Source organism: Micromonospora zingiberis (genome assembly GCF_004331455.1).
Classification (GTDB): Bacteria; Actinomycetota; Actinomycetes; order Mycobacteriales; family Micromonosporaceae; genus Micromonospora; species Micromonospora zingiberis.
In genome coordinates this window covers 215,311-238,304 of the sequence record NZ_SJJR01000002.1, presented here as the reverse complement: position 1 = coordinate 238,304, position 22,994 = coordinate 215,311, and the positions used below count along the sequence as shown (strand labels likewise).

Here is a 22,994-nt window from a genome sequence, read left to right as displayed (position 1 = left end):
CTCGCGGCCATGCTAACCAGACAATCCGCCGCGATTGGCAGGGCCACGAGGATCGGCAGCACATCCGCTCGTGCTGGGGTGCCTGGATTCGAACCAGGAGCTCAAGGCTCCAAAGGCCTGCGGGTTGCCGTTACCCCACACCCCATTGACGTGTCAACCCGTGACGCCACATCAACGAATGCTCAGGCGTGCCGTCACGGACCGAAACAGCTCGGCGATCATACCTTCAATTCGCCAGTAGAGCTCGCGACTGCCCGGCACGTTGATCACGAGGCAGCCGCGATAGGTCTCACCGACGTTCCGGCGAGCCGTCGTGGCCTTGTGTTTCTTCAGGCTCGCCCGCCGGAAACGGTCACGCGGCAGCGCCAACTCCCGCGCCCACCAGTCGGCAGCGGCCTCGGCGTCGGCGGTTTCGTGGATGCTCACCCGGTAGGTCGGCACGGTGCGGTCGACCCCGCAGACCTCCAGGAATCGGAGGAAGACCGACAGCAGCCCGGGGTCACTGTTGACGAACTGCACATGGTCGTCACGGCGCCACGGCTTCGACTTGGTGCCCTCACACCAGTAGCTGACCGCACCGAGCAGCAGCACGTCCCGGTCATCGAGCTCGCCGACGGTACGCGCGGCCGAGGCATGCGCTGCCGCCTGCGCCTCGTCGCGTGCCTGGCGGTGCGCCGCCCACCGAGCGTCCGTCATGGTTTTCGAGTGGGCTCGGCGGCGCTGCTGCTCCTCCGGATCACGGTCCAGCGGCAGGTGTCGCACCCAGAGGTACGCCGTCGACCTGCTCACGCCCAGCCGTCGTGCGATCTCCGGTACGGAGTGCCCCGTCGAGCGCAGGGCGACCGCCTCGGCGCGCAGGTCGTCCTTGGCGTTGCGGCGCCGGGTACGCGCTGGCGGCGGGACGCCGCGCAGTAACTCGTACACCCGGTTGCGGCCGAGACCGGTGCGGGCCCGGATCTCGCGGACGGAGAGCTGCTCCTCGGTGCGGAGGCGGCGGACGTCGTCGGCGCGGGGTTCGGTCATGCGGCGGAGGCTAGGTCCCAGGTACGACAGCTTTGGCATCGGTTCACGTCGCTGTCTGATGTGATCTACCGGGCCCGTAAGTTACGGTGACGTAGCCGTAGTTTCGTGTTTTGCCGCCGTCCCTGTGTGAGGTGCCATGTCCACCGGCCTGCTCGATACCCACCCCACCGGCCCGAAACCGCTCACCCAGGGCGCCCAGTCGCGCGGCATTCTCGTCGCGTTGTGGGCCTTTGTCGTGATTCCGTTCGCGGCGCTGATCGCCGCCGTGCCGGTGGCCTGGGGCGGCTGGCTCAGCTGGGTCGACGTGGGCGTCGCCGCGTTCTGGTACGTGCTGTCCGGCCTGGGCATCACGGTGGGCTACCACCGCTACTTCACCCACGGCTCGTTCAAGGCAAAGCGGTGGCTGCGGGTCGCCCTGGCCGGGTCCGGTTCGCTGGCCGTGCAGGGCGAGATCATCCAGTGGGTGGCCGATCACCGCCGGCACCACGCGTTCTCCGACCTGGAGGGGGATCCGCACTCGCCGTGGCGGTTCGGCGCCACCCTGCGCGGCCTGACCAAGGGGTTGTTCCACGCGCACATCGGTTGGCTGTTCGGTCGGGAGTTGTCCAACCGGGAGCGCTTCGCCCCGGACCTGCTCAACGACCGGGACATCCGGCGGATGGACCGCCTCTTCCCGGCGATGGTGATCATCTCGGTGCTCGGCCCGGCGCTGATGGGTGGGTTGTTGACCTGGTCCTGGCAGGGGGCGCTGACCGCGCTGTTCTGGGGCGGGCTGGTCCGCATCTCGCTGCTGCACCACGTCACCTGGTCGATCAACTCGGTGTGTCACGTGTACGGGGAGCGGCCGTTCATGATGCGCCACGGTGACCGGGCCTCGAACTTCTGGCCGTTGGCGCTGGTGTCGTTCGGGGAGAGCTGGCACAACCTGCATCACGCCGACCCGACGAGCGCCCGGCACGGCGTCCTGCGCGGTCAGATCGACATCTCGGCCCGGGTCATCTGGCTGTTCGAGAAGTTCGGTGCGGCGTGGGACGTGCGCTGGCCGAAGCCGGAGCGGATCGCGGCGAAGCTGGCCAAGTCGGCGGACCAGGCGGCGTAGCGGTGACCGGACACGCCACCGGCAAGTTACCTGGCAGTATGTTCGGGTGACCGGGCAGAACGCAGGCAACATCCCACGACAGGGCGTCACCGAGCGCCACCGAGGTGACGAGATGGCCGAGGTTCCCAGCGGCGAGGGCGACAAGCGGCCTCGGCGTACGGTTCGCGCCGCGTCGACCAAGCCCTCGCGGGTACGCATGTCGGCTGCTCAGCGTCGCGAACAGCTGATCTCGATCGGTCGGCAGATCTTCGCTGAGCGGGGTTTCGATGCCACCTCCATAGAGGAGGTGGCATCGCGCGCCAAGGTGTCCAAGCCGGTGGTGTACGAGCACTTCGGCGGCAAGGAGGGGCTCTACGCGGTGGTGGTGGACCGGGAGGTGCGGTCGCTGCTGGACCGGATCACCACGGCGCTGACCGCGGGCCATCCGCGCGAGTTGCTGGAGCAGGCGGCGTTGGCCCTGCTCGGGTACATCGAGGAGGAGACGAGCGGCTTCCGGGTGCTGGTACGGGAGTCACCGGTGCTCTCGGCGACCGGCAACTTCAGCAGCGTGATGAACGACGTGGCGCATCAGGTGGAGCACATCCTGGGCGCGGAGTTCTCCAGTCGTGGGTACGACCCGAAGTTGGCGGAGTTGTACGCGCAGGCGCTGGTGGGCATGGTCGCGCTGACTGGCCGCTGGTGGTTGGAGGTACGCAAGCCGCGCAAGGAGACGGTGGCGGCGCACCTGGTGAACCTGTCCTGGAACGGGCTGTCGCACCTGGAGGCGAAGCCGGGGCTGATCACCGCCGGGCGCTGATCAGCGGCGGCGGTGGATCTCGGCGACGGGGTGGTAGCGGCGGTTGCGTTCGGCTTCGGCGTGCTCGGGCGGGCCCACCTTGTCGTAGAGACCGGTGCCGAGCAGTACCAGCCCGAAGAGCATCGACACGACCACCGTCGACATGGAGAAGTTCAGGAAGTTGGCGGGGGTCTGTAGCACCGACATCATCAGGATGCTGGTGGTCAGGAAGACGACTCCGGCGGTCAGGTTCATGTAGTGGCCCAGGTTGCCGCGCCGGGAGGCGCCGATGATGAGCACCGCCCCGAAGACCACCGAGACGAGCGAGAAGGCCAGGTTGGTCCGGAGCCCGAGGGCCCAGTTGCCGTTGCGGGCGAACAGCGGGTCACCCAGGGTCAGTACGGTGCCCCAGACGCCGAAGACCAGGATGTAGAGCCCGATCAGGCCGGACAGCGCCCGGTAGAACGGCCGCGCCGGGTGGTTGATGGGAAAGTGCGGCATTCCAGCCTCCACGCCACCGGGAAACAATCCGGACAATTGTCCCCCACCCACGTCACCCCCGCCCCCCAATCCCCCCAAACCACCCCACCCGCCCAGGGGACACCCACCCGCCTTTCGGCGCGTTCGCGTGCTCGCACCCGCCGACGCACCGCGCCCACCCAGAGGCCACCCACCCACGGTCGTGCGCCCACCGCGAATGCCCGGCCAGGACAGGGTTTCGCCGGAGCCCGACCCGCGCAGGGATCAAGCCTGACCGCCCGGAGCGGGTCGGGATCCGGCGAAACCCCACCACCGCAACCAACGAAATTAGCCCAAAGCTCAGAGCACGAGCCGAGCCTTCTGCCACGCCTCGTGCTCGTCGTCCGTGCCGACCTTGCCGTACATGCCGGCCATCAGCAGCACCAGGCTGAGGGTCATCAGCACGACGACGGTGGCCACGCTGAGGTTGAAGATGTTGGCCTCGGTACGCAGGAAGGCGAGCCCGGCCAGGCTGACCACCATGATCAGGTACGCGCTCCACTGGTTGATCAGCACGTCCAGGTTGCGGCCGATCGCGGTGCCGGCCAGCACGACCGCGCCCAACACGACGCTCAACAGCGAGAAGCCGAGGTTGGTTCCCTGCCCGAGCACCTGGGTGTCGCCCTGGCCGAAGAACGAGTCACCGCTGCTGGCGAAGAAGCCGATCAGACCGAAGAGCACCAGGTACAGACCGATCAGCCCGCCGATCGCCCGGTAGATCGGCCGCGCGGGATGGTTGACGGGGGTGTGGGCCATTTCTGTGTCTCCAACGCTGTGGGGTCAGGGTCGTCGGCGATTCTCCCGCACCCCGGGGTGTGACGCCGCACACGGGGTCCCTGGGCAGGTCGCGGCGTCGCCGCCCGGCGCCGGGTCCGCGGACCGTCCGGTCGGCGGTGGGATCACCCGGCCGGGATCTCGTCGGCCAGGGCGAGCCAGGCTTCCTCGACCTGTTCCCGCTCCGCGCGTACCTGGTGGAGCTGGGCATCCAACTCGGCGACCTTGGCGTAGTCGGTGGCGTTGGCGGCGAGCTGGTCGAGCAGGGCGGTCTCCTTCTGCTCCAGCTTGCCGACCTGCCGCTCCAACCGGCTGAGTTCCTTGCGGGCCTGCCGCGCTTCGGCGGCGCTCATCCCGCTGCCGTCGGCTGTGGTGGTGTTCGGTGCGGCGGGCGCACCGGCGCCGAGGCCGGAACCGGGTCGGTTGGCGGCACGGCTGAGGTACTCCTCGATACCGCCGGGCAGGTGCACCAGCCGTCCGTCGCCGAACATGCCGTACGCCGTGTCGGCCACCCGCTCGATGAGGTAGCGGTCGTGGCTGGCCACGACGATCGTGCCGGGCCAGGAGTCGAGCAGGTCCTCCAGGGCGGCGAGGGTGTCGGTGTCGAGATCGTTGGTGGGCTCGTCGAGCAGCAGCACGTTCGGCTCGCTGGCGAGCAGGCGCAGCATCTGCAACCGGCGGCGTTCCCCGCCGGACAGGTCGCCGACCGGGGTCCAGAGCCGCCGGTCGTCGAAGCCGAAGACCTCGGCGAGTTGGGCGGCGGAGATTTCCCGGTCGCCGAGGCGCACCCGTCGGGCGATCTCCTCGACCGCTTCGAGGACCCGCAGTTCGCTGGGGAGTTCGCGGAGTTCCTGGGAGAGGAACGCCGGTCGTACGGTGGAGCCGGTGACCAGCCGGCCGCCGTCGGGGTGGGTGATGCCGGCGAGCAGCCGGAGCAGGGTGGTCTTGCCGGCACCGTTGGCGCCGAGGATGGCGACCCGGTCACCGGGGCCGACCTGCCAGGTGACGTGGTCGAGGATGGTCTTGGGGCCGGCGAGCAGCCGGACGTCCGTCAGGTCGTACACCTGCTTGCCGAGCCGGGCGGTGGCCAGGCGTTGCAGCGACATGTTGTCGCGCGGGGGTGGCACGTCGGCGATGAGGGCGTTGGCGGCGTCGATGCGGAACTTCGGCTTGGAGGTGCGGGCCGGTGGGCCCCGGCGCAGCCAGGCGATCTCCTTGCGGAGCAGGTTCTGGCGGCGGGCCTCGGTGGCGGCGGCGACCCGTTCGCGTTCGGCGCGGGCCAGCGTCCAGGCCGCGTAGCCGCCCTCGTAGGCGCGGACGGTCTGGTCGGCGACCTCCCAGGTGGTGGTGCAGACCGCGTCGAGGAACCAGCGGTCGTGGGTGACCACCACGAGGGCGCCCTTGCGGCCGAGCAGGTGCCGGGCCAGCCAGTCGACACCGCCGACGTCGAGGTGGTTGGTCGGTTCGTCGAGGATGAGCAGGTCGGCCTCGCGGACCAGCAGGGCGGCCAGGGCGACCCGGCGGCGCTCGCCACCGGACATCGGCCCGACCGGGGCGTCGAGGCCGAGGTAGGGCATGCCGAGCCCGTCGAGGATGGCGCGTACGCCGGCGTCGCCGGCCCATTCGTGCTCGGCGCCCATGCTCTCGGCGAGCCATTCGGTGCCCAGCACGACGTCGCGGACGGTGGCGTCGGGGCTGAGGGTGAGGTTCTGTGGCAGCCAGGCGACCCGCAGGTCGCGCCGGTGGGTGACGCGGCCGTCGTCGGGTTCCTCGGCGCGGGTGAGCATCCGCAGCAGGGTGGACTTGCCGGCACCGTTGAGCCCCACCACGCCGATCCGGTCCGCGTCGTCCAGGCCGAGCGAGACCTCGGTGAGCAGCGGCCCGGCGGCGCCGTAGCCCTTGGACACCCGGTCCAGGTTGACGATGTTGGCCACGAACCCACCTTCCATGATCAAGGCGTCCCGGTGCCGGCGGGCACCTGGGGACGCCTGGCCTCTAGGGTACGCGGACCGCTGCGCGCTCCTCCGTGCCTCCGGGGCTGCGCAGACGCGGAAGCCCTCGGCCGGTCGGGCCGAGGGCTGGCGTGCCGGGGTGTGCTCAGGCGTTGGGGCCGTGCTCCTTCGCCAGCCCGACGAAGCTCGTCCACGAGGCGGGCGTGAAGGTCAGGGTGCCGCCGTCGCGGTCCTTCGTGTCACGGACGAGGACCACGCCGGGAAGGTTGTCGGCAACCTCGACGCAGGCGCCGCCGTTGCCGCTGCTGCGGGTGCTCTTGCGCCACCGGGCGCCGCTCAGGTCCATGTCTCCGCCACTTCCCTCACCAGGTCGATCGACTGCCGGTGGGACATCGCCTCACCACGAACGTTCTCCCACGCTGCCAGTATGTCCGTCAGGTCGGCTGGTTCGCTAACCACTTGACCCTGAAGCTGGGTGTCCAGGTAGGCCGCGGTGCGGTGGTCCGGGCCTGCACTCGCGGGGCTGGATATGCCAGCGACAGCGGGGTCCCGCTCGCAGATCATGTACCGATGCAAGATGCCCTCCGTCGCCTCCAGGACGCTGCCGCGCTGTGGAGCGAGTCTCGGCCCTTCCCGGTGCTCGAATTCAGGTGACGCGGGCGCCGTGGACCGGGCCGTGGGCGGTGCGGGCCTCGCGGCACACCCCGGCGGCTTCCAGTTCGGCGGCGACTCGTTCGGCGTCGGCGGCGTCGGCGGTGAGGAAGACGCAGGTGGGGCCGGAGCCGGAGACGATGCCGGCCAGGGCGCCGGCCGCCTCCCCGGCCTTGAGGGTGGCCGCCAGCGAGGGGCGCATGGACAGGGCGGCGTCCTGAAGGTCGTTGCCGAGGGCGAGGGCGAGCACCCGGGGGTCGCGTTGGCGCAACGCGGCCAGCAGCGCGTCGGTGCTGCCGAGCGCTGGTCCCGCCGCGCCGGTCTCCCGGAGCCGGTCGAGTTCGCGGTACGCCTGCGGGGTCGACAGCCCGCCGTCGGCGATGGCGACCACCCAGTGCCACGAGGTGGCGCGGGCCAGTACCGGACTGATCGCCTCGCCCCGGCCGGTGCCGAGTGCGGTGCCGCCGTGGATCAGGAAGGGCACGTCCGAGCCGAGGTCGGCGGCGATGCCGGCCAGTTCGTCGCGGGACAGGCCGGTGCCCCACAGCGCGTCGCAGGCGACAAGTGTCGCGGCGGCGTCGGCGCTGCCGCCGGCGAGGCCACCGGCGAGCGGGATCTGCTTGCGCAGGTGCAGGCGGGCGTGTGGCGCCGCGCCGGTGTAACCGGCGAGCGCGTGGGCGGCCCGGATGACCAGGTTGGAGTCGTCGAGGGCGAGTTCACCGGTGCCTTCGCCCTCCATGGTGAGGGTGAGGGTGTCGCCACGTCGCGCGGTCAACTCGTCGTAGATCGAGATCGCGTGGTAGACGGTGTTCAGTTCGTGGTACCCGTCCCGTCGCAGCGGTCCGACCCCCAGGTGCAGGTTGACCTTGGCGGGCACCCGTACGCGGACCGGTCCGCTGGCCCCGCGCCGTTCCTCGTCGTCGTCCCGTCGCCAGGGCTCGGTCACCGGGTGCGACCCCGTCCGCGCGACGGGATGTCGAACGACTTCTCCACGATCAGCTCCTCGGCGGTGTCAGGCGGCCGGTTCCCGCGTCGGCGTCAGCCTACTGCGCTGCCGGCGTACGGTTCCCGGCCGACGCGGCCACTGCGGCGAACTGCTCGACGGTGAGTGACTCCCCCCGGGCGCCGGGGTCGACTCCGGCGGCGGTGAGCGCCTCGGCGGCCCGGTCGGCGCCACCGGCCCAGCCGGCCAGGGCGGCCCGCAGCGTCTTGCGGCGCTGCGCGAAGGCCGCGTCCACCACGGCGAAGACCTGTTCGCGGGGCACGTCGGCGCGGGGTGGTTCGCGGCGGGTGAAGGCGACCAGGCCGGAGTCGACGTTGGGCACCGGCCAGAACACGCTCGGGGGCACCTTCCCGGCGGCGCGGGCGCGGGCGTACCAGGCGAGTTTGACCGACGGGATGCCGTACACCTTGGAACCGGGGCCGGCGACGAGGCGGTCGGCGACCTCTTTCTGCACCATGACCAGCCCGTGTCGGAGGCTGGGTAGGACGGCAAGTAGGTGCAGGACCACCGGCACGGCCACGTTGTAGGGCAGGTTCGCCACCAGCGCCGTCGGTGCCGGGTCGGCCAGTTCGGTGCCGGTGATCCGCAGCGCGTCGGCCCGGTGCACGGTGAGCCGGACGGCGTACGGGCCGGCGTGCCGGGCGGCGGTGTCGGGCAGCGCGCCGGCCAACGCCGGGTCGATCTCCACGGCGTGTACGTGGGCGGCGGCGGGCAGCAGGGCGAGGGTCAGCGAGCCGAGCCCGGGGCCGACCTCCAGGGCCACGTCGTCGGGGGTGAGCCCGGCGGTGGTGACGATCCGGCGCACGGTGTTCGGGTCGTGCACGAAGTTCTGCCCGAGCTTCTTGGTGGGGGCGACACCGAGCCGGGCGGCGAGGTCCCGGATCTCCGCCGGGCCGAGTAGGTCTGCGGCCATAGCCCGACAGCCTACGTGCAAGGAAGGGCACCTTATTAACGCCTCGTGTATAGGAAGGGCCCCTTCCTAACGTTGCGAGGCGGGACGGTCAGTGCCAGGGGCCGAAGGCCCGCTCGCCGGTGCGGGAGATGGCGGCGCAGAGTTCGTCGAGATCGGCGCCGGTGGTGGCGGCCAGGGCCCGCACGGTCAGCGGAATGAGGTAAGACGCGTTCGGCCGGCCCCGGTACGGCGTCGGGGTGAGGTACGGCGCGTCGGTCTCGACCAGGATCTGGTCGAGCGGGGTCAGCGCGGCGGCCTCGCGCAGCGACCCGGCGCTGGCGAAGGTGACCGTGCCGGCGAAGCTGAGCAGATAGCCCCGACGGACACACTCGGCGGCGAACTCGGCGTCGCCGGAGAAGCAGTGCATCACCACCGTGTCCGGCGCACCTTCGTCGTCGAGGATGCGCAGCACGTCGGCGTGGGCCTCCCGGTCGTGGATGACCAGGGCCTTGCCGTACCGCTTGGCGATGGCGATGTGCGCGCGGAAGCTCTCCTCCTGCGCGGCGCGGCCGTCGTCGCCGGTGCGGTAGAAGTCCATGCCCGTCTCGCCGACACCGCGTACCCGGTCCCGGGCAGCCAGCGACTCGATCTCCCGGAGCGCGGCGTCGAGGTCGGCCAGGCGGGGCGCCTCGTTGGGGTGCAGTGCCACGGTGGCCACCACGGCGGGATGCCGCTCCGCCACCTCGGCACCCCAGCGGGAGGACTGCACGTCGACACCGACCTGCACCAGCCGGTCGACACCCACGGCGGCGGCGATGTCGATCGCTGCCCCGACCGGGTCGGTGGCGGTGCCGGCGCCCGGTACCCCGACCTCGCTGACGGTGATGTCCAGGTGGGTGTGGCTGTCGAGCACCGGCCGGGGCAGCGGTTCGGGTGCGGGCGGGAACTCACCGGCGCGGCGTGCCGCGCGCTGACTGCGGGACTCGGTCGGCTCGCTCATCAGCGACAGCATCACACACCCGCGCGGTCCACCCGTCCGCCACCCGGTGTTCACCTCGACTACGCCGGGCGGTCCTACCGTCGCTGGGTGACTGTACGAAGCGAGGTGAAGCCATGAGCGTCACCCCTCGCGCCGAGGGCACGGCGCAGGAGCGGACCGGTCTGCGGGTGGCGTACGGCGGTGCCGTCTACCCCGCCGAGGAGGTCGCCCGCGGCGCGGCGTACGAATTGTTCAGCCCGCAGGAGGTGCCGGGTTTCGAGTGGGCGCCCCGACCCAACTCGGCGCTGCCGTGGCGGCGTTTCGTGCACGTCACCGAGGTCACCGCCGTGCACGGGTCGACCGCGTCGGCCGAGGAGCCGGAGGCACCGCTGCTGGTGCCCTTGCACCGCGAGCGGGGCTGGTCGGAGGTGCACCGGCTCGGCCAGCAGCCCGGCGCCGCGGACGATCCGCTGGTCACCACGGTCCGCGCGTCGGCCACCATCCGCCGGGGCACCCGAATGGTGAAGATCCTCTCCGCCCGGCAGCTCGCCGGTTACGTGCGGGGCTGGCTGCCGCACGGGTTCTGTTACCGGGAGCACGACGTGGCGCACCTGCGTACCCCGGCGGCCACCACGGTGTTGCGTACCGACGGTGGCGGTGGTCGGGACGGGGTGGATGTCACGTACGCGCTGCGCTGGCGGGCCGCCGATCCGGGTGACTACGACGTGCCGGTCGGTGCCGCGTACCGGGGGCTGACGGCGCTCAGCGCCCGGGACCGGCTGGGGCCGGCCGTGCTGGGCACCGGCTTCACGCCGAGCAGCAGTCAGCTCATCCCCGAGTTCGTCACCCGGGACTTCGCCGACCTGCCGATGCCGGCCAACGCCACCCTGCTGGCGTATCCGGCCGAGGGGATCGAGGTGGTGCTCTACGCGTACCAGGCCGAGCAGCGCGGCTGGCTGCGGATGGTCGGGCCGCAGTGGCGGCATCTGCTCGCCGCGGTGCCGGGGTTGTCGCCGGACCAGGAGTACGTGCCGACCGGCGAGGCGCCCCGGTCCACTCGGCTGGTCGGCACGTACGCCGGTGGGGAGTACGAGGCGGTGGCCGACCTGCCCGGCGGGTTCCGGGTGTTGGCGCTGACCCGGGCCGCCCGGTACCCGGTCGACGGGGTGTGCCGGCGGTTGCGCCTGGCGACCTGGCGGGGAGCGCCCTGCCTGGTGCTCCGGGAGGAGGCGGGCTGGCTGCGGCTGCGGTTGCGGCACCCGGATCCGGACGCGGTGGTCAGCACCGGTGCGCAGTGCCACGAACGGGGCGTCTTCGAGACCTGGGCTCCTGGCGGCGAGGTCACCGACGACCGGGTGGTGGATCACCCGTACGTCCTCTGAAGGTCCGGCCGGGGTCAGGAATAACGGGCCGGCTCCGGGGAAGGCTCGTGTCCCACCCTGGACAGGAGGACGCGATGCCCTTCATCACCGTCGGCACGGAGAACTCCGCGCCGATCGACCTGTACTACGAGGATCACGGCTCGGGTCAGCCGATCGTGCTGATCCACGGGTTCCCGTTCAACGGGGCGACCTGGGAGAAGCAGACCGGGCCGCTGATCGCGGCCGGATACCGGGTGATCACGTACGACCGGCGCGGTTTCGGCAATTCGGCGCAGCCGGCGTTCGGGTACGACTACGACACCTTCGCCGCCGACCTCGACGTGCTGATGACCGAGCTGGATCTGCGTAACGCGATCCTGGTCGGCCACTCGATGGGCACCGGCGAGGTGACCCGTTACCTGGGCGCGTACGGCTCGGATCGGGTGGATCGGGCGGTGCTGCTGGCACCGCTGGCGCCGCACCTGAAGCAGACACCGGACGACCCGGAGGGCGTCGATCCGAGCCTCTTCGAGGGGTTCAAGAAGGCCATCATCGAGGATCGGTTCGCCTACCTCACCCAGTTCTGCAACGCCTTCTTCAACTACGACGAGAACCGGGGCAAGCTGGTCAGCGAGGAGGCGTACCGGGCGCACTGGGAGATCGGCGCGCGGGCCTCGGCGATCGCCACGCACGACAGCGTGGACGCCTGGGGCACCGACTTCCGGGCCGACGTGTCGCGCATCGACGTGCCGGTGCTGATCGTGCAGGGCGACAAGGACATGGTGCTGCCGTACCCGAAGACGGGTCAGCGGTTGCAGCCGATGCTGTCGGACAGCCGGCTGGTCACCCTCAAGGGTGCGCCGCACGGCACGCCGTGGACCAACGCCACCGAGGTGAACAAGGCGATCATGGAGTTCATCGGTTCGCCGTCGATGGCTCGGGCCTGACCTGGCCCGGCCACCGCAGACGCGACGGGCGCGACCCCCGGCTGGGGTGTCGCGCCCGTCGTGTGGGTGTTGCCTCAGCCGCCGAGCCGGGCCAGTTCCTCGTCGACGATCGACGGGTCGAGCTTGCGGAACACCGGCTTGGGCGCCGCGAGCGGTCGGCCCGCCTCAAGCGGTACGGATTCCCAGCGGGCGCCCTGCGTGTAGTCCCCGGTCAGCACCGGGTACGCGGGCCCGCCGTCGAGGTCGTCGACCTGCTCGATGACCGGCATCGGGGCGTGTACCCCGGTGCCGCCGAGCAGCTCGTGGACCTTCTGCGCGGAGTGCGGCAGGAACGGGGTGAGCAGCGTGTTGGCGTCGCTGACCACCTGGAGGGCGACGTGCAGGATGGTGCCCATCCGGGGCTTGTCCGCCTCGTCCTTGAGCTTCCACGGCGCCTGCTCGGAGAGGTACCTGTTGGCCTCGGCGACCACCTTCATCGCCTCGCCGATGGCCTGCTTCTGGCGGTGCTTGGCGATCAGGTCGCCGACCGTGGTGAAGCCGGCGCGGGCCACCGCCAGCAGCGCCTGGTCGGCGTCGGTGAGGCCGGCCGGGTCGACCGCCGGGATCTGGCCGAAGTTCTTCGCGGCCATCGAGACCGACCGGTTGACCAGGTTGCCCCAGCCGGCGACGAGTTCGTCGTTGTTGCGCCGGAGGAACTCGGCCCAGGTGAAGTCGGTGTCGTTGCTCTCCGGGCCGGCCACCGCGATGAAGTACCGCAGCGCGTCGGCGTCGTAGCGCTCCAGGAAGTCCCGGACGTAGATGACCACCCGGCGGGAGGAGGAGAACTTGCGTCCCTCCATGGTCAGGAATTCGCTGGAGACCACCTCGGTGGGCAGGTTGAGCGGGCCGAGCTGGCCCGGCTCGCCGTCGCGGGCGCCCTCGCCGGAGTAGCCGGCGAGCAGGGCGGGCCAGATCACCGAGTGGAAGACGATGTTGTCCTTGCCCATGAAGTAGTAGGACTGGGCGTCCTTGCCCTGCCCGTCCGTGGACCACCAGCGACGCCAGGCTTCCGGGTCGCCGGTGCGGCGGGCCCACTCGATGGAGGCGGAAAGGTAGCCGATCACCGCGTCGAACCACACGTAGATGCGCTTGTCGGTGCGCTCACGCCAGCCGTCGAGCGGGATCGGCACACCCCACTCCAGGTCCCGCGTGATGGCCCGGGGCTGGAGGTCGTCGAGCAGGTTGCGGGAGAAGCGCAGCACGTTGGGGCGCCAGCCCTCCCGGGTGTCCAGCCACTGCCGCAGTACGTCGGCCAGGGCGGGCAGGTCGAGGAAGAAGTGCTCGGTCTCGACGAACTTCGGCGTCTCGCCGTTGATCTTCGACTTGGGGTTGATCAGGTCGATCGGGTCGAGCTGGTTGCCGCAGTTGTCGCACTGGTCGCCCCGGGCGCTGTCGTAGCCGCAGATCGGGCAGGTGCCCTCGATGTACCGGTCGGGCAGGGTGCGGCCGGTCGACGGGGAGATCGCTCCCATCGTGGTCTTCGGCACGATGTAGCCGTTGCGGTACATCCCCTCGAACAGGTCCTGCACCACCGCGTAGTGGTTGCGGGTGGTGGTCCGGGTGAACAGGTCGTACGACAGGCCGAGGCCGTGCAGGTCCTCCACGATCACCCGGTTGTACCGGTCGGCCAGCTCACGCGGGGTCAGCCCCTCGGCGTCGGCCTGCACCTGGATCGGGGTGCCGTGCTCGTCGGTGCCGGAGACCATGAGCACGTCGTGACCGGCCATCCGCATGTACCGGGCGAAGACGTCGGAGGGAACGCCGAAACCGGAGACGTGGCCGATGTGGCGTGGGCCGTTGGCGTACGGCCAGGCCACTGCCGCGAGAACGTGACTCATGCCCAGGAAGCCTAGTGACCCGCCCGGGGTGGCTGCGAACCAATACGGGTGCCGGGTCGGTACAGCCGGCGCACGCCCGCCCGATTTGTCGCCGACACGCTACCTGAGCTGCACGTTGTGACTCGTCGACCGGTGTCCAATGAACCGCGTGACTGGCAGCAGAGCCGCGCACGACCACGACGAGGGCTCTCCCTCGGACGCCCGCCCGGATCCGGGGGCGGCCGCCCAGCGTCCGGATGCGGTGACGACCTCGCGTACCCACGCGGTGGCACCGCATCCCCGGACCATGCCGCCGGAGACCCTCGACGCCGGGACACCCGAGGCTCCCGCCCCGGCCGCCGTCGAGGTCGAGCCGACCACCGGGGCGCCGGTCGACGCGCTGCCGCGTCGGGTCCCGGTGCGGTCCGCCGGGCGCCGGGATCACCCCACCGATGCCGGTACGCCGGAGCAGGGCGACACGTTCTGGGCACCGATCGAGCAGGTGCACTGGGACGGCACCCCGGTGCGGCAGGAGGAGTCCCGCCCCTGGTGGCGACCGGCCTGGCCGGTGTGGCGTCGCCGGGAGCGGGCCCGCCATCCGCCGGACCCGCTGGTGGGGCTGGCCGCGCTGGTCGGGTTGAGCCTGGCGGCGGCCTTCTTCGCCTGGGTCAGCGCCGGCCCGTTCTGGCTCGCCGTCGGGCATGCCACCTCGGGCACCGTGGTCGTGACCGACTGCACCGGCGGCGGGCTGAGCCAACGCTGCCGGGGCATCTTCACCGCCGCCGACGAGCGGTTCCGCACCCATGGCGTACGGGTCAGTGGGGTGCCCGAGCGGCGGGCCACCAGCGGTGCGGTCCTGCCGGCCCGGGTCACCGGCCCGGACGCCGACACCGCGTACGCCGACCGGGGCGTCGGTGCGCACCTGCGGTGGCTGCTCGGCCTGTTGGCGCTGCTCGGCTGCGCTGCGGGCATCGTGCGGTGGACCGGCGCGACCCGGCTACCCGACCCGAACACCCGACGCTGGGCGGTCGCCGCCGGGTTCGCCGGCCCGCTGGTGATCGCCCTCGGCTTCCTCGTCGCCGCCTGGTGAAGCGGCTTGGTTAAAAGGGGGCCCTTGCTATACCTGAGGCGTTAACAGGGTGCCCTTCCTTACACCTGGTGCACGACGGTGTAGACGTCGCGTCGGCGCAGACCGAAGGTGCTCGCCACCTCGGTTATCGCGTCGCGGCGGGTCAGGCCGGTGGCTTCGCGTTCGGCCACTGCGGCGCGCAGCGTGTCGTCGTCGGGGCGGGTCGCGGGCGTCGCCGGGGCGCCCGCCACCACGAGGGTGATCTCGCCGCGCGGGTCACCCTCGGCGGCCCACCGGGCCAGTTCGCCGAGCGGCCGGCGCAGCACCTCCTCGTACGTCTTGGTCAGTTCCCGGCACAGCGCGGCGGGCCGGTCGGCACCGAAGGTGTCGGCCAGGTCGGCGAGGGCGGCGGTGACCCGGTGCGGCGCCTCGAACAGGACCAGGGTCCGTTCCTCGGTGGCCAGCGCCCGCAGCCGGGACCGGCGGGCGCTCGGGCTGCGGGGCAGGAACCCCTCGAAGCAGAACCGGTCGGAGGGCAGCCCGGACAGCGCCAGAGCGGTGGTGACCGCGCTCGGACCGGGTGCGGCGGTGATCGGGATCCCGGCGTCCAGGGCGGCCCGGACCAGTCGATAGCCGGGGTCGGAGACGCTCGGCATGCCGCCGTCGGTGACCAGGACGACGAGTTGTCCGGCGGTGAGTTCGTCGACCAGTTCGGGGGTCCGCCGTTCCTCGTTGCCCTCGAAGTAGGAGACGATCCGCCCCGCGATCGTCACGTCGAGGTCGCGGGCCAGCCGGCTGAGCCGACGGGTGTCCTCGGCGGCGACCACGTCGGCGGTGGCGAGCATGTCGCGCAGGCGGGCGGAGGCGTCGGCGGGATTGCCGAGTGGCGCGCCGAGCAGAACCAGACGGCCCGAGCCGGACATTTCGCCCACGAGTGCGAACTCCTTCATCGATGGTCGTACCGGAATCGGGGACGATGCACGCCATCGCCCCCGTTGGCAGCCTACGATCGCCGGGTGACGAGTGCGTCGACAGCACACAGCGCGAGCGCCGACCAGCCCGCGCCGGATGCCGGATCCCCCACCGCCGGCTCGACGGGCCGGCCGGACAGTGGCATACCGGCGACGATCCGCCACCGGCTAGCCACCGTCGAGGCTCGACTGGACAGCCGGTCGTGGCTGGCCACGGCGGTGGTGGTGGCGATCGCGGCGATCTTCAGGTTCGCCAACCTCAGCCATCCACCGGGGAAGATCTTCGACGAGATCTACTACGCCCGGGACGCCTGGGCGTTGGTGGACAAGGGCGTGGAGTGGAACTACAAGGACGGCGGCCCGTCGTACGTGGTCCACCCGCCACTGGGCAAGTGGTTGATCGGTCTGGGCGAGTGGGCCTTCGGCTACTCCGACGTCGAGCACGGCATCTCGGTCCCCGGCCACCTGTGGACCACCTCGCCCGAGTTCGGCTGGCGCTTCTCGGCGGCACTCATCGGCACCCTGTCGGTGCTGCTCCTGGTCCGCATCGGCCGCCGGATGTTCCACTCCACGGTGCTCGGCTGCGCCGCCGGTCTGCTGCTCGCGATCGACGGGTTCCACCTGGTGCTGTCCCGCACCGCGCTGCTCGACATCTTCCTGCTCTTCTTCGTGCTGGCCGCGTTCGGCGCGCTGGTGCTCGATCGGGACGCCACCCGCCGGCGCTGGGCACGGGCCCTGGAGGCGGGGCTGGATCCGACCGCCCGGGGACGTGCCGGCCGCCCACCCGGCGGCTGGCGGAACTGGCCCTGGTGGCGGCTGGCGACCGGGGTCCTGCTCGGCTGCGCCTTCGCGGTCAAGTGGAGTGCGCTGTTCTTCGTTCCCGCGTTCGCCCTGTTGATGTTGCTCTGGGACGTCGGCGCCCGCCGCTCGGCCGGGGTACGCCGACCGTGGCGCGGCACCCTGCTCGACGGGGTGCCGTGGATGGTGCTCGCCGGCCTGCTGATGGCGGTCACCTACGTGACGACCTGGTCGGGCTGGCTGCTCAGCCACGAGGGCTACTACCGGCTCGCCGAGCGGTACCCGCAGGCAGGGCTCAGCGATGTCCCGGTTTTCGGCCCGCTGTGGAACCTGGTGCAGTACCACCAGGCCGCGCTGGGCTTCCACAACCAGCTCGACGATCCACACAAGTACCAGTCGTGGCCGTGGCAGTGGCTGCTGCTGGGCCGGCCGGTGGCGTTCCACTGGTTGCAACCCCCGGGCTGCGGGGCACCGACCTGCGCCGAGGAGGTGCTGCTGCTCGGCACGCCGCTGCTGTGGTGGTCCTTCCTGCCCGCGCTGGTGGCGCTGGTCTGGCTGGGCCTGGCCCGGCGGGACTGGCGAGCCGGGGCGATCCTGCTCACCGTGGCCGCCGGCCTGCTGCCCTGGTTCTGGATCGCCCTCGACGGCCGGACGATGTTCTCCTTCTACACCGCGCCCGCGCTGCCGTTCCTGGTGCTGGCAGTGGTCTATGTGCTGGGCGCGATCGCGTCACCGGCCGGGCTGAGTGGGAGCAGACCCGTCGGCGGTGCGGACGACGAGGCCAGCCGGGACCGTCGGCTGATCGGCGCGGTGGTAGCCGGGGCGTACGTGGTGCTCGTCGTGCTCTGTTTCGCGTACTTCTATCCGATCTTCGTGGGCCAGAACATTCCGTACCCGGAGTGGTCGGCACGGATGTGGCTGAACGGTCGCTGGATCTGATCGCGGACGGTGGTCCGGGGCCGGGGCCCCGGGCCACCGCGCGGCGAACTGCCGCCACCGTGTCGAACCCGTACGGCGAAAAGCCCGCACGCCTGAGCGTGCGGGCTTTTTCGGGTCCTACAGGCAAAAGGACGCGCCCCGATCGCCTGCCACGGGGGAAGCGGGCGATTGGGGCGCGCATCAAAAGCTTAACCACCCATGACCAGCGGCACAACGGGGCGGACCGGGTCAGATTTCCGACGGGCACCGGTCAGGGTGACGATCACACCTGCGAGGTCACCGCTGGGTGACCCATCGCCACGCCGGAGCGCTGGTCACCGCCGGGATGTCGACTGTCCCGGCGCGCGTCATGATCTTTTCAGAACCGCTTCGGCCGGCGCGGCAGCCAACCCAGAAACCGATCCTGCAACGAGGTCGACCCGGACAGGTGCAGATCGTCGGCGGCGGCGGCCAGACAGGCGCCCAGGTAGATGCTGAGCATCGCGCGATCCGCCGCGTACTCGGACAGCAGCCGGTTACGTTTCGGCTCACACGGCCATTCCGCGCCACAGGTGCCGCACGTCCAGTCGGGTGTCACCGGAGCATGCTCACCTGGTCCCGCCGCGATCGCGACACTGCCCGTCTGAGCCGCCCCGACATCCGAGCGATCCGCAACACCTGTCATCGCGCTCCCTTCCGCCTCGCCGTGGACGGCAGGTGGAGCCCCTGCCGCCGATCATCGACCGAATTCATGGTCCCCGCGCCGAACGTACAGCGCCCGGAAACGCTCCGGTGTTACATCGTTGCGGTACGTTCACCAGCCATGGCCGCCGCGACACACCACCCGAACCACTCGCACTCGCCCGGATCAGCGTCGGTCGATGCTACCGGGAGCGCCGGTCGGGCCCACCAGTGCGGTGCCGACCGTGCGTGACCTGCTGCCGCCGGCCGTTGCGGTGGCGGTGGCGGAGCCACCCGACTGGGACGGGCAGTTGTACGCCGCCGAGGCGGCCTGCCTGGGCGACCGCGTGGTGGCCAGCCGGCGGCGCGACTTCACCGCCGGGCGGGTCTGTGCCCGCCGGGCCATGGCCATGCTGGGCCTGCCGCCCGTCGCCGTGCCGGCCGGTGCCGACCGGTCGCCGATCTGGCCACCGGGAACGGTCGGCACCATCACCCACACCCGCGGCTACTGCGCCGCCGCGGTGGGGCGCGGCAGCGAGATCCGGGCGGTCGGCATGGACGCCGAACAGCACCGCGAGCTGAGCCCGGAGGTACGCCGCCTGATCTGCCTGCCGGAGGAGGAGGAACAGGCCGACCGGTTGCCTCCGGGCGTCTCCTGGCCGACCGTGGTGTTCAGCGCCAAGGAGACCGTCTACAAGGTGTGGCATCCGATCGTCGGCAGCTGGCTGGGCTTCCACGACGCGCTGGTGGAGGTCGACCCCGCCACTGCCACGTTCACCGCCCGGATCGCGCCGGCCCAGGTCGCCGCCGCCTCGATCGCGCACCCACCGACGGTGATCACCGGCCGGTTCGCGGTGGACCCGCACCTGGTCCGCACCGCCGCCGCTCTAGCCGCGGATCTTGGTACGTAACGGCCCTCATGAGGGCGGTTACGTACCAAGGTCCGCGGCCGAGCGGTGTTGTCGGCACGCGGTAGCGTCAGGCGGTTCTCGTCCAGTATCAGGTGCCCGAGGAGTACGGTGAGCCACCCCCAGCCCCCAACCGGGCCACAGGACCCTTACCAGCCGGAGTCGCAGCAGCCCAGCGACCCGTGGGCGCCACCGCCCCCGGTCGAGCCGACAGCCGGAGCGCCGCAGGACGGCACCTGGGCGGCCCCCGCCCCGGCCGAACCCGGCAGCCCGTGGGCCGCCCCGCAACCACCCGGCAGCACCCCGTCCCCGCAGGCCGCGCCGGGCTCTCCCGCCCCGCCGCCGGCACCGGTCTCCGGCACGCCGCAGCCCACCTCGGGTACGCCGTACCCGACGGGTGGTCCCCAGCCGCCGGCCGGCCCGAACCCGCCGAGCGGCCCCTTCCCACCGGGCGCCGGCTACCCGAGTGGTGGCGCCAACCCGCCCGACGGCGCTTACCAACCCGGCGGCGCCTACCCACCCGGCGGTGCCAACCCGCCCGGCGGTGCCTACCCACCCGGTGATGCCTACCCACCCGGCGGCGCTTACCCGCCCGGCGGCGCCTACCCGCCCGGTGCCTACCCGCCCGGCGGCGCCTACCCGCCCGGTGCCTACCCGCCCGGCGATGCCTACCCGCCCGGCGGTGCCTACCCACCCGGCGGTGCCAACCCGCCCGGCGGTGCCTACCCGCCCGGCGCCTACCCGCCCGGTGCCTACCCGCCCGGTGGCGCTTACCCGCCCGGTGGGGCGGGGTATCCGCCGGGCCCGGGTGCGCCGGTTCCCACCAGCGGCAGCAAGGGCGGCAGGACCGTCCTGATCGTGGTGATCACGGTGGTGGTCCTCGCGTTGCTCTGCTGCATCGGCGGCACCATCGCACTCGTCGCCGGGATGAACCAGATCTCCGAGGAGGTCTCCGAGGCGCTACCGACTCCTTCGGTCACCTACCTGCCGTCGGAACCGAGCGACGCACCCACCGGGGCCGCACCGAGCAGGCCGGCCGTCGAGGGCGAGACGTTCAACATGAGCGCCGGCGACACGCTGGTCCTCACCGACAGCAGCGGCACGGTCGAGATCACCGTGACGAGGTTCCGCACCGTCACCGAGGGCTGCCAGTCGTTCGCGCCCAAGCCGCAGAAGGGGCGATACCTGATCGCCGAGGTGACGGCCACGGTCAGCAAGGGCACCGGCTCGATCAACCCGTTCTACTTCGAGTGGGTGGCCGACGACGGCACCACCGTCAACGGCCTGGTCGGCGCGCTCTCCGGCTGCGGCGACCCGCTCGGCTCGGGCAACAGCCTGCCGGCCGGCAGCAAGCGTTCCGGCACGGTCGTCTTCGACGTCGCCGACACCCGGGGCGTCCTGGAGTACCAGCACCTGTTCGAGGTCGCCGGCTCCTGGAAGCCGTAGCCACCGGGCGCAGCCGGCCACCGGAGTCTCTGTCCTGAGTGGACGGCGCTACACTCCGCCCGGTGATCAACAAGAGATGGTCGTCAGCGGTCCTCCTTGGACTGCTGGCGGCGACCACGCTGGCCGGCCCGGTGCCGGCATCCGCCGACGACAGAGCAGAACCCGTCGCCGAGCCGCCCCGCGTCCAACTCGTACTGGACGTGAGCGGCTCGATGCGGGCCACGGACATCGACGGGCGCAGCCGCATCTCGGTGGCCCAGCAGGCGTTCGGCGAGGTGGTGGACGCGCTGCCGGACGAGACCCAGCTGGGCATCCGGGTGCTCGGCGCCACCTACCAGGGCAAGGACAAGCAGCAGGGCTGCCTGGACACCCAGCAGATCGTGCCGGTCGGGCCGGTGAACCGGGAACAGGCCAAGGCGGCGGTGGCCACGCTGCGTCCGACCGGCTTCACCCCGGTCGGGCTCGCGCTGCGCGAGGCCGCCAAGGACCTGGGCAGCGGCACCACCGCCCGGCGCATCGTGCTGATCACCGACGGCGAGGACACCTGCGCCCCGCCGGATCCGTGCCAGGTGGCGCGGGAGCTGGCGGCCCAGGGCACCACCCTGGTGGTGGACACCCTCGGGCTGGCCCCGGACGAGAAGGTCCGCAAGCAACTGCTCTGCATCGCCGCCGCCACCGGCGGGACGTACACGGCCGCCACCAGCGCCGAGGACCTCACCGGCCGGCTCAAGCAACTGGTGGACCGGGCCCGGGACACGTACGCGACCACGCCGGCGAAGGTCGACGGGGCCGATGTCTGCCAGGGTGCGCCGCTGCTGGCGCCGGGGGTCTACACCGACCGGGAGACGTTCTCCGAGCACCGGTGGTACCGGGTGCCGGTCCGGGCGGACCAGGAACTGCGCGCCTCGGTCAGCGTGGCGATGGACCGTCCGGTGAATCCCGACTACGGCGTACTGCTGCGGGCCACCGCCTCCGACGGCCGGGAACTGGTCCGCGGCGTGGACGCGGGCAGTGGGCGTACCGACGTGGTGTCGGCTGGACTGCGCTGGTCGGCCGGGGCGGACGACGACGAGGAGGCGGGTGACCAGGAGGCCACCCCGACCCCGGCGGCCACCTCGGCATCGCCTGTCACCACCGTCTGCCTGGTGGTCAGCAACATGTTCTCGCCCAGGGCGGGCACCGAGAAGGACCCCGGCATGCCGGTCGAGTTGACCGTCGACGTGGTCGCCGCCTCGCCCACCCCGGACGGCCCGGACCTGGGCCGGGGCTGGGTGCTGCTGCTCCTGCTGACCCTGGCCGGCCTGCTCACCGGGCTCGTCACCGGCCTGCTCACCCGCTGGTGGGTAGCCACCTGGAGGGAGAACTGAGGATGCGTACCCGCGCAGCGATCTTTGCCGCCATGGTGGCCGCTGGCGTCTCGCTGGCCCCGGCCACGGCGCTGGCCGCGCCCACCCCGACCCCGTCGCCCGGCTCGACCACCGTGACCAAGGCCGGCACGACGTTCCTGAGCGCCACCCCGGTCGCGGCGGGCCAGCCGGTCCGGGTCGGCGCCTCCACCGGCGAGTTCCTCTACTGGTCGTTCGCCGCCGGGGCGGGCGAGATCCACCAGATCAGCGCCACCGTGGCGCTGGCCAAGGACCGGGCCGGCAGCTCGACCTGGACGGTCGAGGTCTTCGACGGGTTGCGCCGCCGCCAGGCCTGCACGGCCGGCGCGCAGACGCCGACCGCCGACGCCTCGGTGTCCACCGTGGCCATCGGCTGTGTCCTGCGCCGGGTCCGGCCCTGGGCGGAGCCCTGGTCCGCCGACCCGCTGCCGGGCACCTACTACGTCCGGCTGGCCGTGGTCGACCTGCCCGAACGTGACCTCGGTCTGCCGATCGACGTGGACCTGCTGATCTCCGCGACCGGAGACGCCGGCACCGCCCCGGAGGACGGCAAGCTGGAGGCGTCGCTGGTTCCGCCCACCAATGCCGGCGAGGTGTTGGACGCGGTACCGACCGTCACTCGGGAGGACGAGGACGACGACGGCTGGAACATCAACCTCACCGGCTGGCTGCCCGAGGCCGGCTCGCGGTGGATCTGGACCACGGTCGGCGGGGTGCTGGCCGCGGTCGCCGGCGTGTTCGGCTTCGCGCTGACCCGCCGTCCCGCCACCCGGTAAGCCGCTCCAGGTGAGCCACCACGTCAGGTGAGCCACCGCCGGTAGGTCGCGCAGGTGCCGGGCGCGACCTACCGGCGGCTCTCACCGCACGCCGTCGCATCCAGCGCAGGTACGCGGGGCCGCTCGGCGGTCGCCTCTTGTTAGAGGTACGGGCGTCGATTAGTTTGTTTACCATCCAGACGAACTATCACCCCAGCGAGCCTGCTCGCCC

General features: G+C 71.7%; 21 protein-coding genes, 1 tRNA gene and 1 pseudogene. 10 read left to right on the top strand and 13 right to left on the bottom strand.

Features of this window, described 5'->3' with window-relative positions; translation table 11 throughout:
* Positions 1 to 73: 73 nt before the first annotated feature.
* Together E0H26_RS04135 and E0H26_RS04130 are read right to left on the bottom strand one after the other, a co-directional pair.
* A tRNA-Gln gene (locus E0H26_RS04135) sits at positions 74 to 145 on the bottom strand.
* Between the two features lie 26 nt (positions 146 to 171).
* Positions 172 to 1,023 (bottom strand): helix-turn-helix domain-containing protein, encoded by an 852-nt coding sequence (locus tag E0H26_RS04130; RefSeq protein WP_131300957.1) that lies wholly within the window; start codon positions 1,021 to 1,023, stop codon positions 172 to 174.
* Between the two features lie 136 nt (positions 1,024 to 1,159).
* On the opposite strand from E0H26_RS04130, the gene E0H26_RS04125 reads away from it, so the two are divergent.
* Positions 1,160 to 2,122 carry an acyl-CoA desaturase gene (locus tag E0H26_RS04125; protein WP_131300955.1) on the top strand — a complete coding sequence of 321 codons (963 nt, stop codon included), beginning with the start codon at positions 1,160 to 1,162 and terminating at the stop codon, positions 2,120 to 2,122.
* A 112-nt stretch (positions 2,123 to 2,234) separates the two neighbouring features.
* Positions 2,235 to 2,918: a TetR/AcrR family transcriptional regulator gene (locus E0H26_RS04120; protein WP_131301442.1), complete on the top strand. Its 684-nt coding sequence runs from the start codon at positions 2,235 to 2,237 to the stop codon at positions 2,916 to 2,918.
* On the opposite strand, the gene E0H26_RS04115 is transcribed toward E0H26_RS04120, so the two are convergent.
* The 8 genes and pseudogenes from E0H26_RS04115 to E0H26_RS04080 form a co-directional block, all read right to left on the bottom strand.
* Complete coding sequence (locus tag E0H26_RS04115; protein WP_131300953.1) at positions 2,919 to 3,398, bottom strand: DUF4383 domain-containing protein; 480 nt, start codon at positions 3,396 to 3,398, stop codon at positions 2,919 to 2,921.
* Positions 3,399 to 3,716: 318 nt separating this feature from the next.
* Entirely contained in the window at positions 3,717 to 4,172 is a 456-nt protein-coding gene (locus E0H26_RS04110; RefSeq protein ID WP_131300951.1) for a DUF4383 domain-containing protein, read from the bottom strand.
* 143 nt (positions 4,173 to 4,315) lie between these two features.
* The gene (locus E0H26_RS04105) at positions 4,316 to 6,124 is read right to left on the bottom strand and encodes an ABC-F family ATP-binding cassette domain-containing protein (RefSeq protein WP_131300949.1); all 1,809 of its coding nucleotides are present in this window, start codon (positions 6,122 to 6,124) and stop codon (positions 4,316 to 4,318) included.
* A 163-nt stretch (positions 6,125 to 6,287) separates the two neighbouring features.
* Positions 6,288 to 6,488: a DUF397 domain-containing protein gene (locus tag E0H26_RS04100; protein ID WP_131300947.1), complete on the bottom strand. Its 201-nt coding sequence runs from the start codon at positions 6,486 to 6,488 to the stop codon at positions 6,288 to 6,290.
* Positions 6,479 to 6,685 (bottom strand): annotated as a pseudogene (locus E0H26_RS29725) (Scr1 family TA system antitoxin-like transcriptional regulator); the annotation flags it as partial. The gene E0H26_RS04100 and the pseudogene E0H26_RS29725, both read right to left, overlap by 10 nt.
* A gap of 103 nt (positions 6,686 to 6,788) precedes the next feature.
* The gene (locus tag E0H26_RS04090; protein ID WP_131300943.1) at positions 6,789 to 7,739 is read right to left on the bottom strand and encodes a 4-(cytidine 5'-diphospho)-2-C-methyl-D-erythritol kinase; all 951 of its coding nucleotides are present in this window, start codon (positions 7,737 to 7,739) and stop codon (positions 6,789 to 6,791) included.
* A gap of 97 nt (positions 7,740 to 7,836) precedes the next feature.
* Entirely contained in the window at positions 7,837 to 8,709 is an 873-nt protein-coding gene (rsmA, locus tag E0H26_RS04085; RefSeq protein WP_131300941.1) for a 16S rRNA (adenine(1518)-N(6)/adenine(1519)-N(6))-dimethyltransferase RsmA, read from the bottom strand.
* Between the two features lie 88 nt (positions 8,710 to 8,797).
* Positions 8,798 to 9,700, bottom strand: a complete 903-nt coding sequence (locus E0H26_RS04080; protein ID WP_131300939.1) for a TatD family hydrolase — start codon at positions 9,698 to 9,700, stop codon at positions 8,798 to 8,800.
* 101 nt (positions 9,701 to 9,801) lie between these two features.
* Between E0H26_RS04080 and E0H26_RS04075 the strand changes: the two genes are divergently transcribed.
* Together E0H26_RS04075 and E0H26_RS04070 are read left to right on the top strand one after the other, a co-directional pair.
* Positions 9,802 to 11,049 (top strand): hypothetical protein, encoded by a 1,248-nt coding sequence (locus tag E0H26_RS04075; protein WP_131300937.1) that lies wholly within the window; start codon positions 9,802 to 9,804, stop codon positions 11,047 to 11,049.
* Positions 11,050 to 11,123: 74 nt separating this feature from the next.
* The gene (locus E0H26_RS04070; RefSeq protein WP_131300935.1) at positions 11,124 to 11,975 is read left to right on the top strand and encodes an alpha/beta fold hydrolase; all 852 of its coding nucleotides are present in this window, start codon (positions 11,124 to 11,126) and stop codon (positions 11,973 to 11,975) included.
* A gap of 74 nt (positions 11,976 to 12,049) precedes the next feature.
* Here the strand turns inward: E0H26_RS04070 and metG are convergent, their stop codons facing one another.
* The gene (gene metG, locus E0H26_RS04065; RefSeq protein WP_131300933.1) at positions 12,050 to 13,852 is read right to left on the bottom strand and encodes a methionine--tRNA ligase; all 1,803 of its coding nucleotides are present in this window, start codon (positions 13,850 to 13,852) and stop codon (positions 12,050 to 12,052) included.
* 139 nt (positions 13,853 to 13,991) lie between these two features.
* On the opposite strand from metG, the gene E0H26_RS04060 reads away from it, so the two are divergent.
* Positions 13,992 to 14,921, top strand: coding sequence for a hypothetical protein (locus E0H26_RS04060; RefSeq protein ID WP_240742000.1), 930 nt, complete (start codon positions 13,992 to 13,994; stop codon positions 14,919 to 14,921).
* Between the two features lie 59 nt (positions 14,922 to 14,980).
* On the opposite strand, the gene rsmI is transcribed toward E0H26_RS04060, so the two are convergent.
* Positions 14,981 to 15,850 (bottom strand): 16S rRNA (cytidine(1402)-2'-O)-methyltransferase, encoded by an 870-nt coding sequence (gene rsmI, locus E0H26_RS04055; protein WP_420812780.1) that lies wholly within the window; start codon positions 15,848 to 15,850, stop codon positions 14,981 to 14,983.
* Positions 15,851 to 15,916: 66 nt separating this feature from the next.
* Here rsmI and E0H26_RS04050 point away from each other — a divergent pair, with 66 nt between their 5' ends.
* Positions 15,917 to 17,608 carry a dolichyl-phosphate-mannose--protein mannosyltransferase gene (locus E0H26_RS04050; protein WP_131300931.1) on the top strand — a complete coding sequence of 564 codons (1,692 nt, stop codon included), beginning with the start codon at positions 15,917 to 15,919 and terminating at the stop codon, positions 17,606 to 17,608.
* Between the two features lie 358 nt (positions 17,609 to 17,966).
* Here the strand turns inward: E0H26_RS04050 and E0H26_RS04045 are convergent, their stop codons facing one another.
* A complete protein-coding gene (locus tag E0H26_RS04045; RefSeq protein WP_240741999.1) occupies positions 17,967 to 18,185 on the bottom strand; it encodes a hypothetical protein in 219 nt (72 codons plus the stop codon).
* A gap of 328 nt (positions 18,186 to 18,513) precedes the next feature.
* On the opposite strand from E0H26_RS04045, the gene E0H26_RS04040 reads away from it, so the two are divergent.
* The 4 genes from E0H26_RS04040 (at position 18,514) to E0H26_RS04025 (ending at position 22,783) form a co-directional block, all read left to right on the top strand.
* Entirely contained in the window at positions 18,514 to 19,179 is a 666-nt protein-coding gene (locus E0H26_RS04040; RefSeq protein WP_131301433.1) for a 4'-phosphopantetheinyl transferase family protein, read from the top strand.
* A 108-nt stretch (positions 19,180 to 19,287) separates the two neighbouring features.
* Positions 19,288 to 20,622 carry a DUF4352 domain-containing protein gene (locus E0H26_RS04035; protein ID WP_131300929.1) on the top strand — a complete coding sequence of 445 codons (1,335 nt, stop codon included), beginning with the start codon at positions 19,288 to 19,290 and terminating at the stop codon, positions 20,620 to 20,622.
* Positions 20,623 to 20,684: 62 nt separating this feature from the next.
* Positions 20,685 to 21,989 carry a VWA domain-containing protein gene (locus tag E0H26_RS04030; protein WP_131300927.1) on the top strand — a complete coding sequence of 435 codons (1,305 nt, stop codon included), beginning with the start codon at positions 20,685 to 20,687 and terminating at the stop codon, positions 21,987 to 21,989.
* A gap of 2 nt (positions 21,990 to 21,991) precedes the next feature.
* Positions 21,992 to 22,783: a peptidase gene (locus E0H26_RS04025; protein WP_131300924.1), complete on the top strand. Its 792-nt coding sequence runs from the start codon at positions 21,992 to 21,994 to the stop codon at positions 22,781 to 22,783.
* Positions 22,784 to 22,994: the final 211 nt, after the last annotated feature.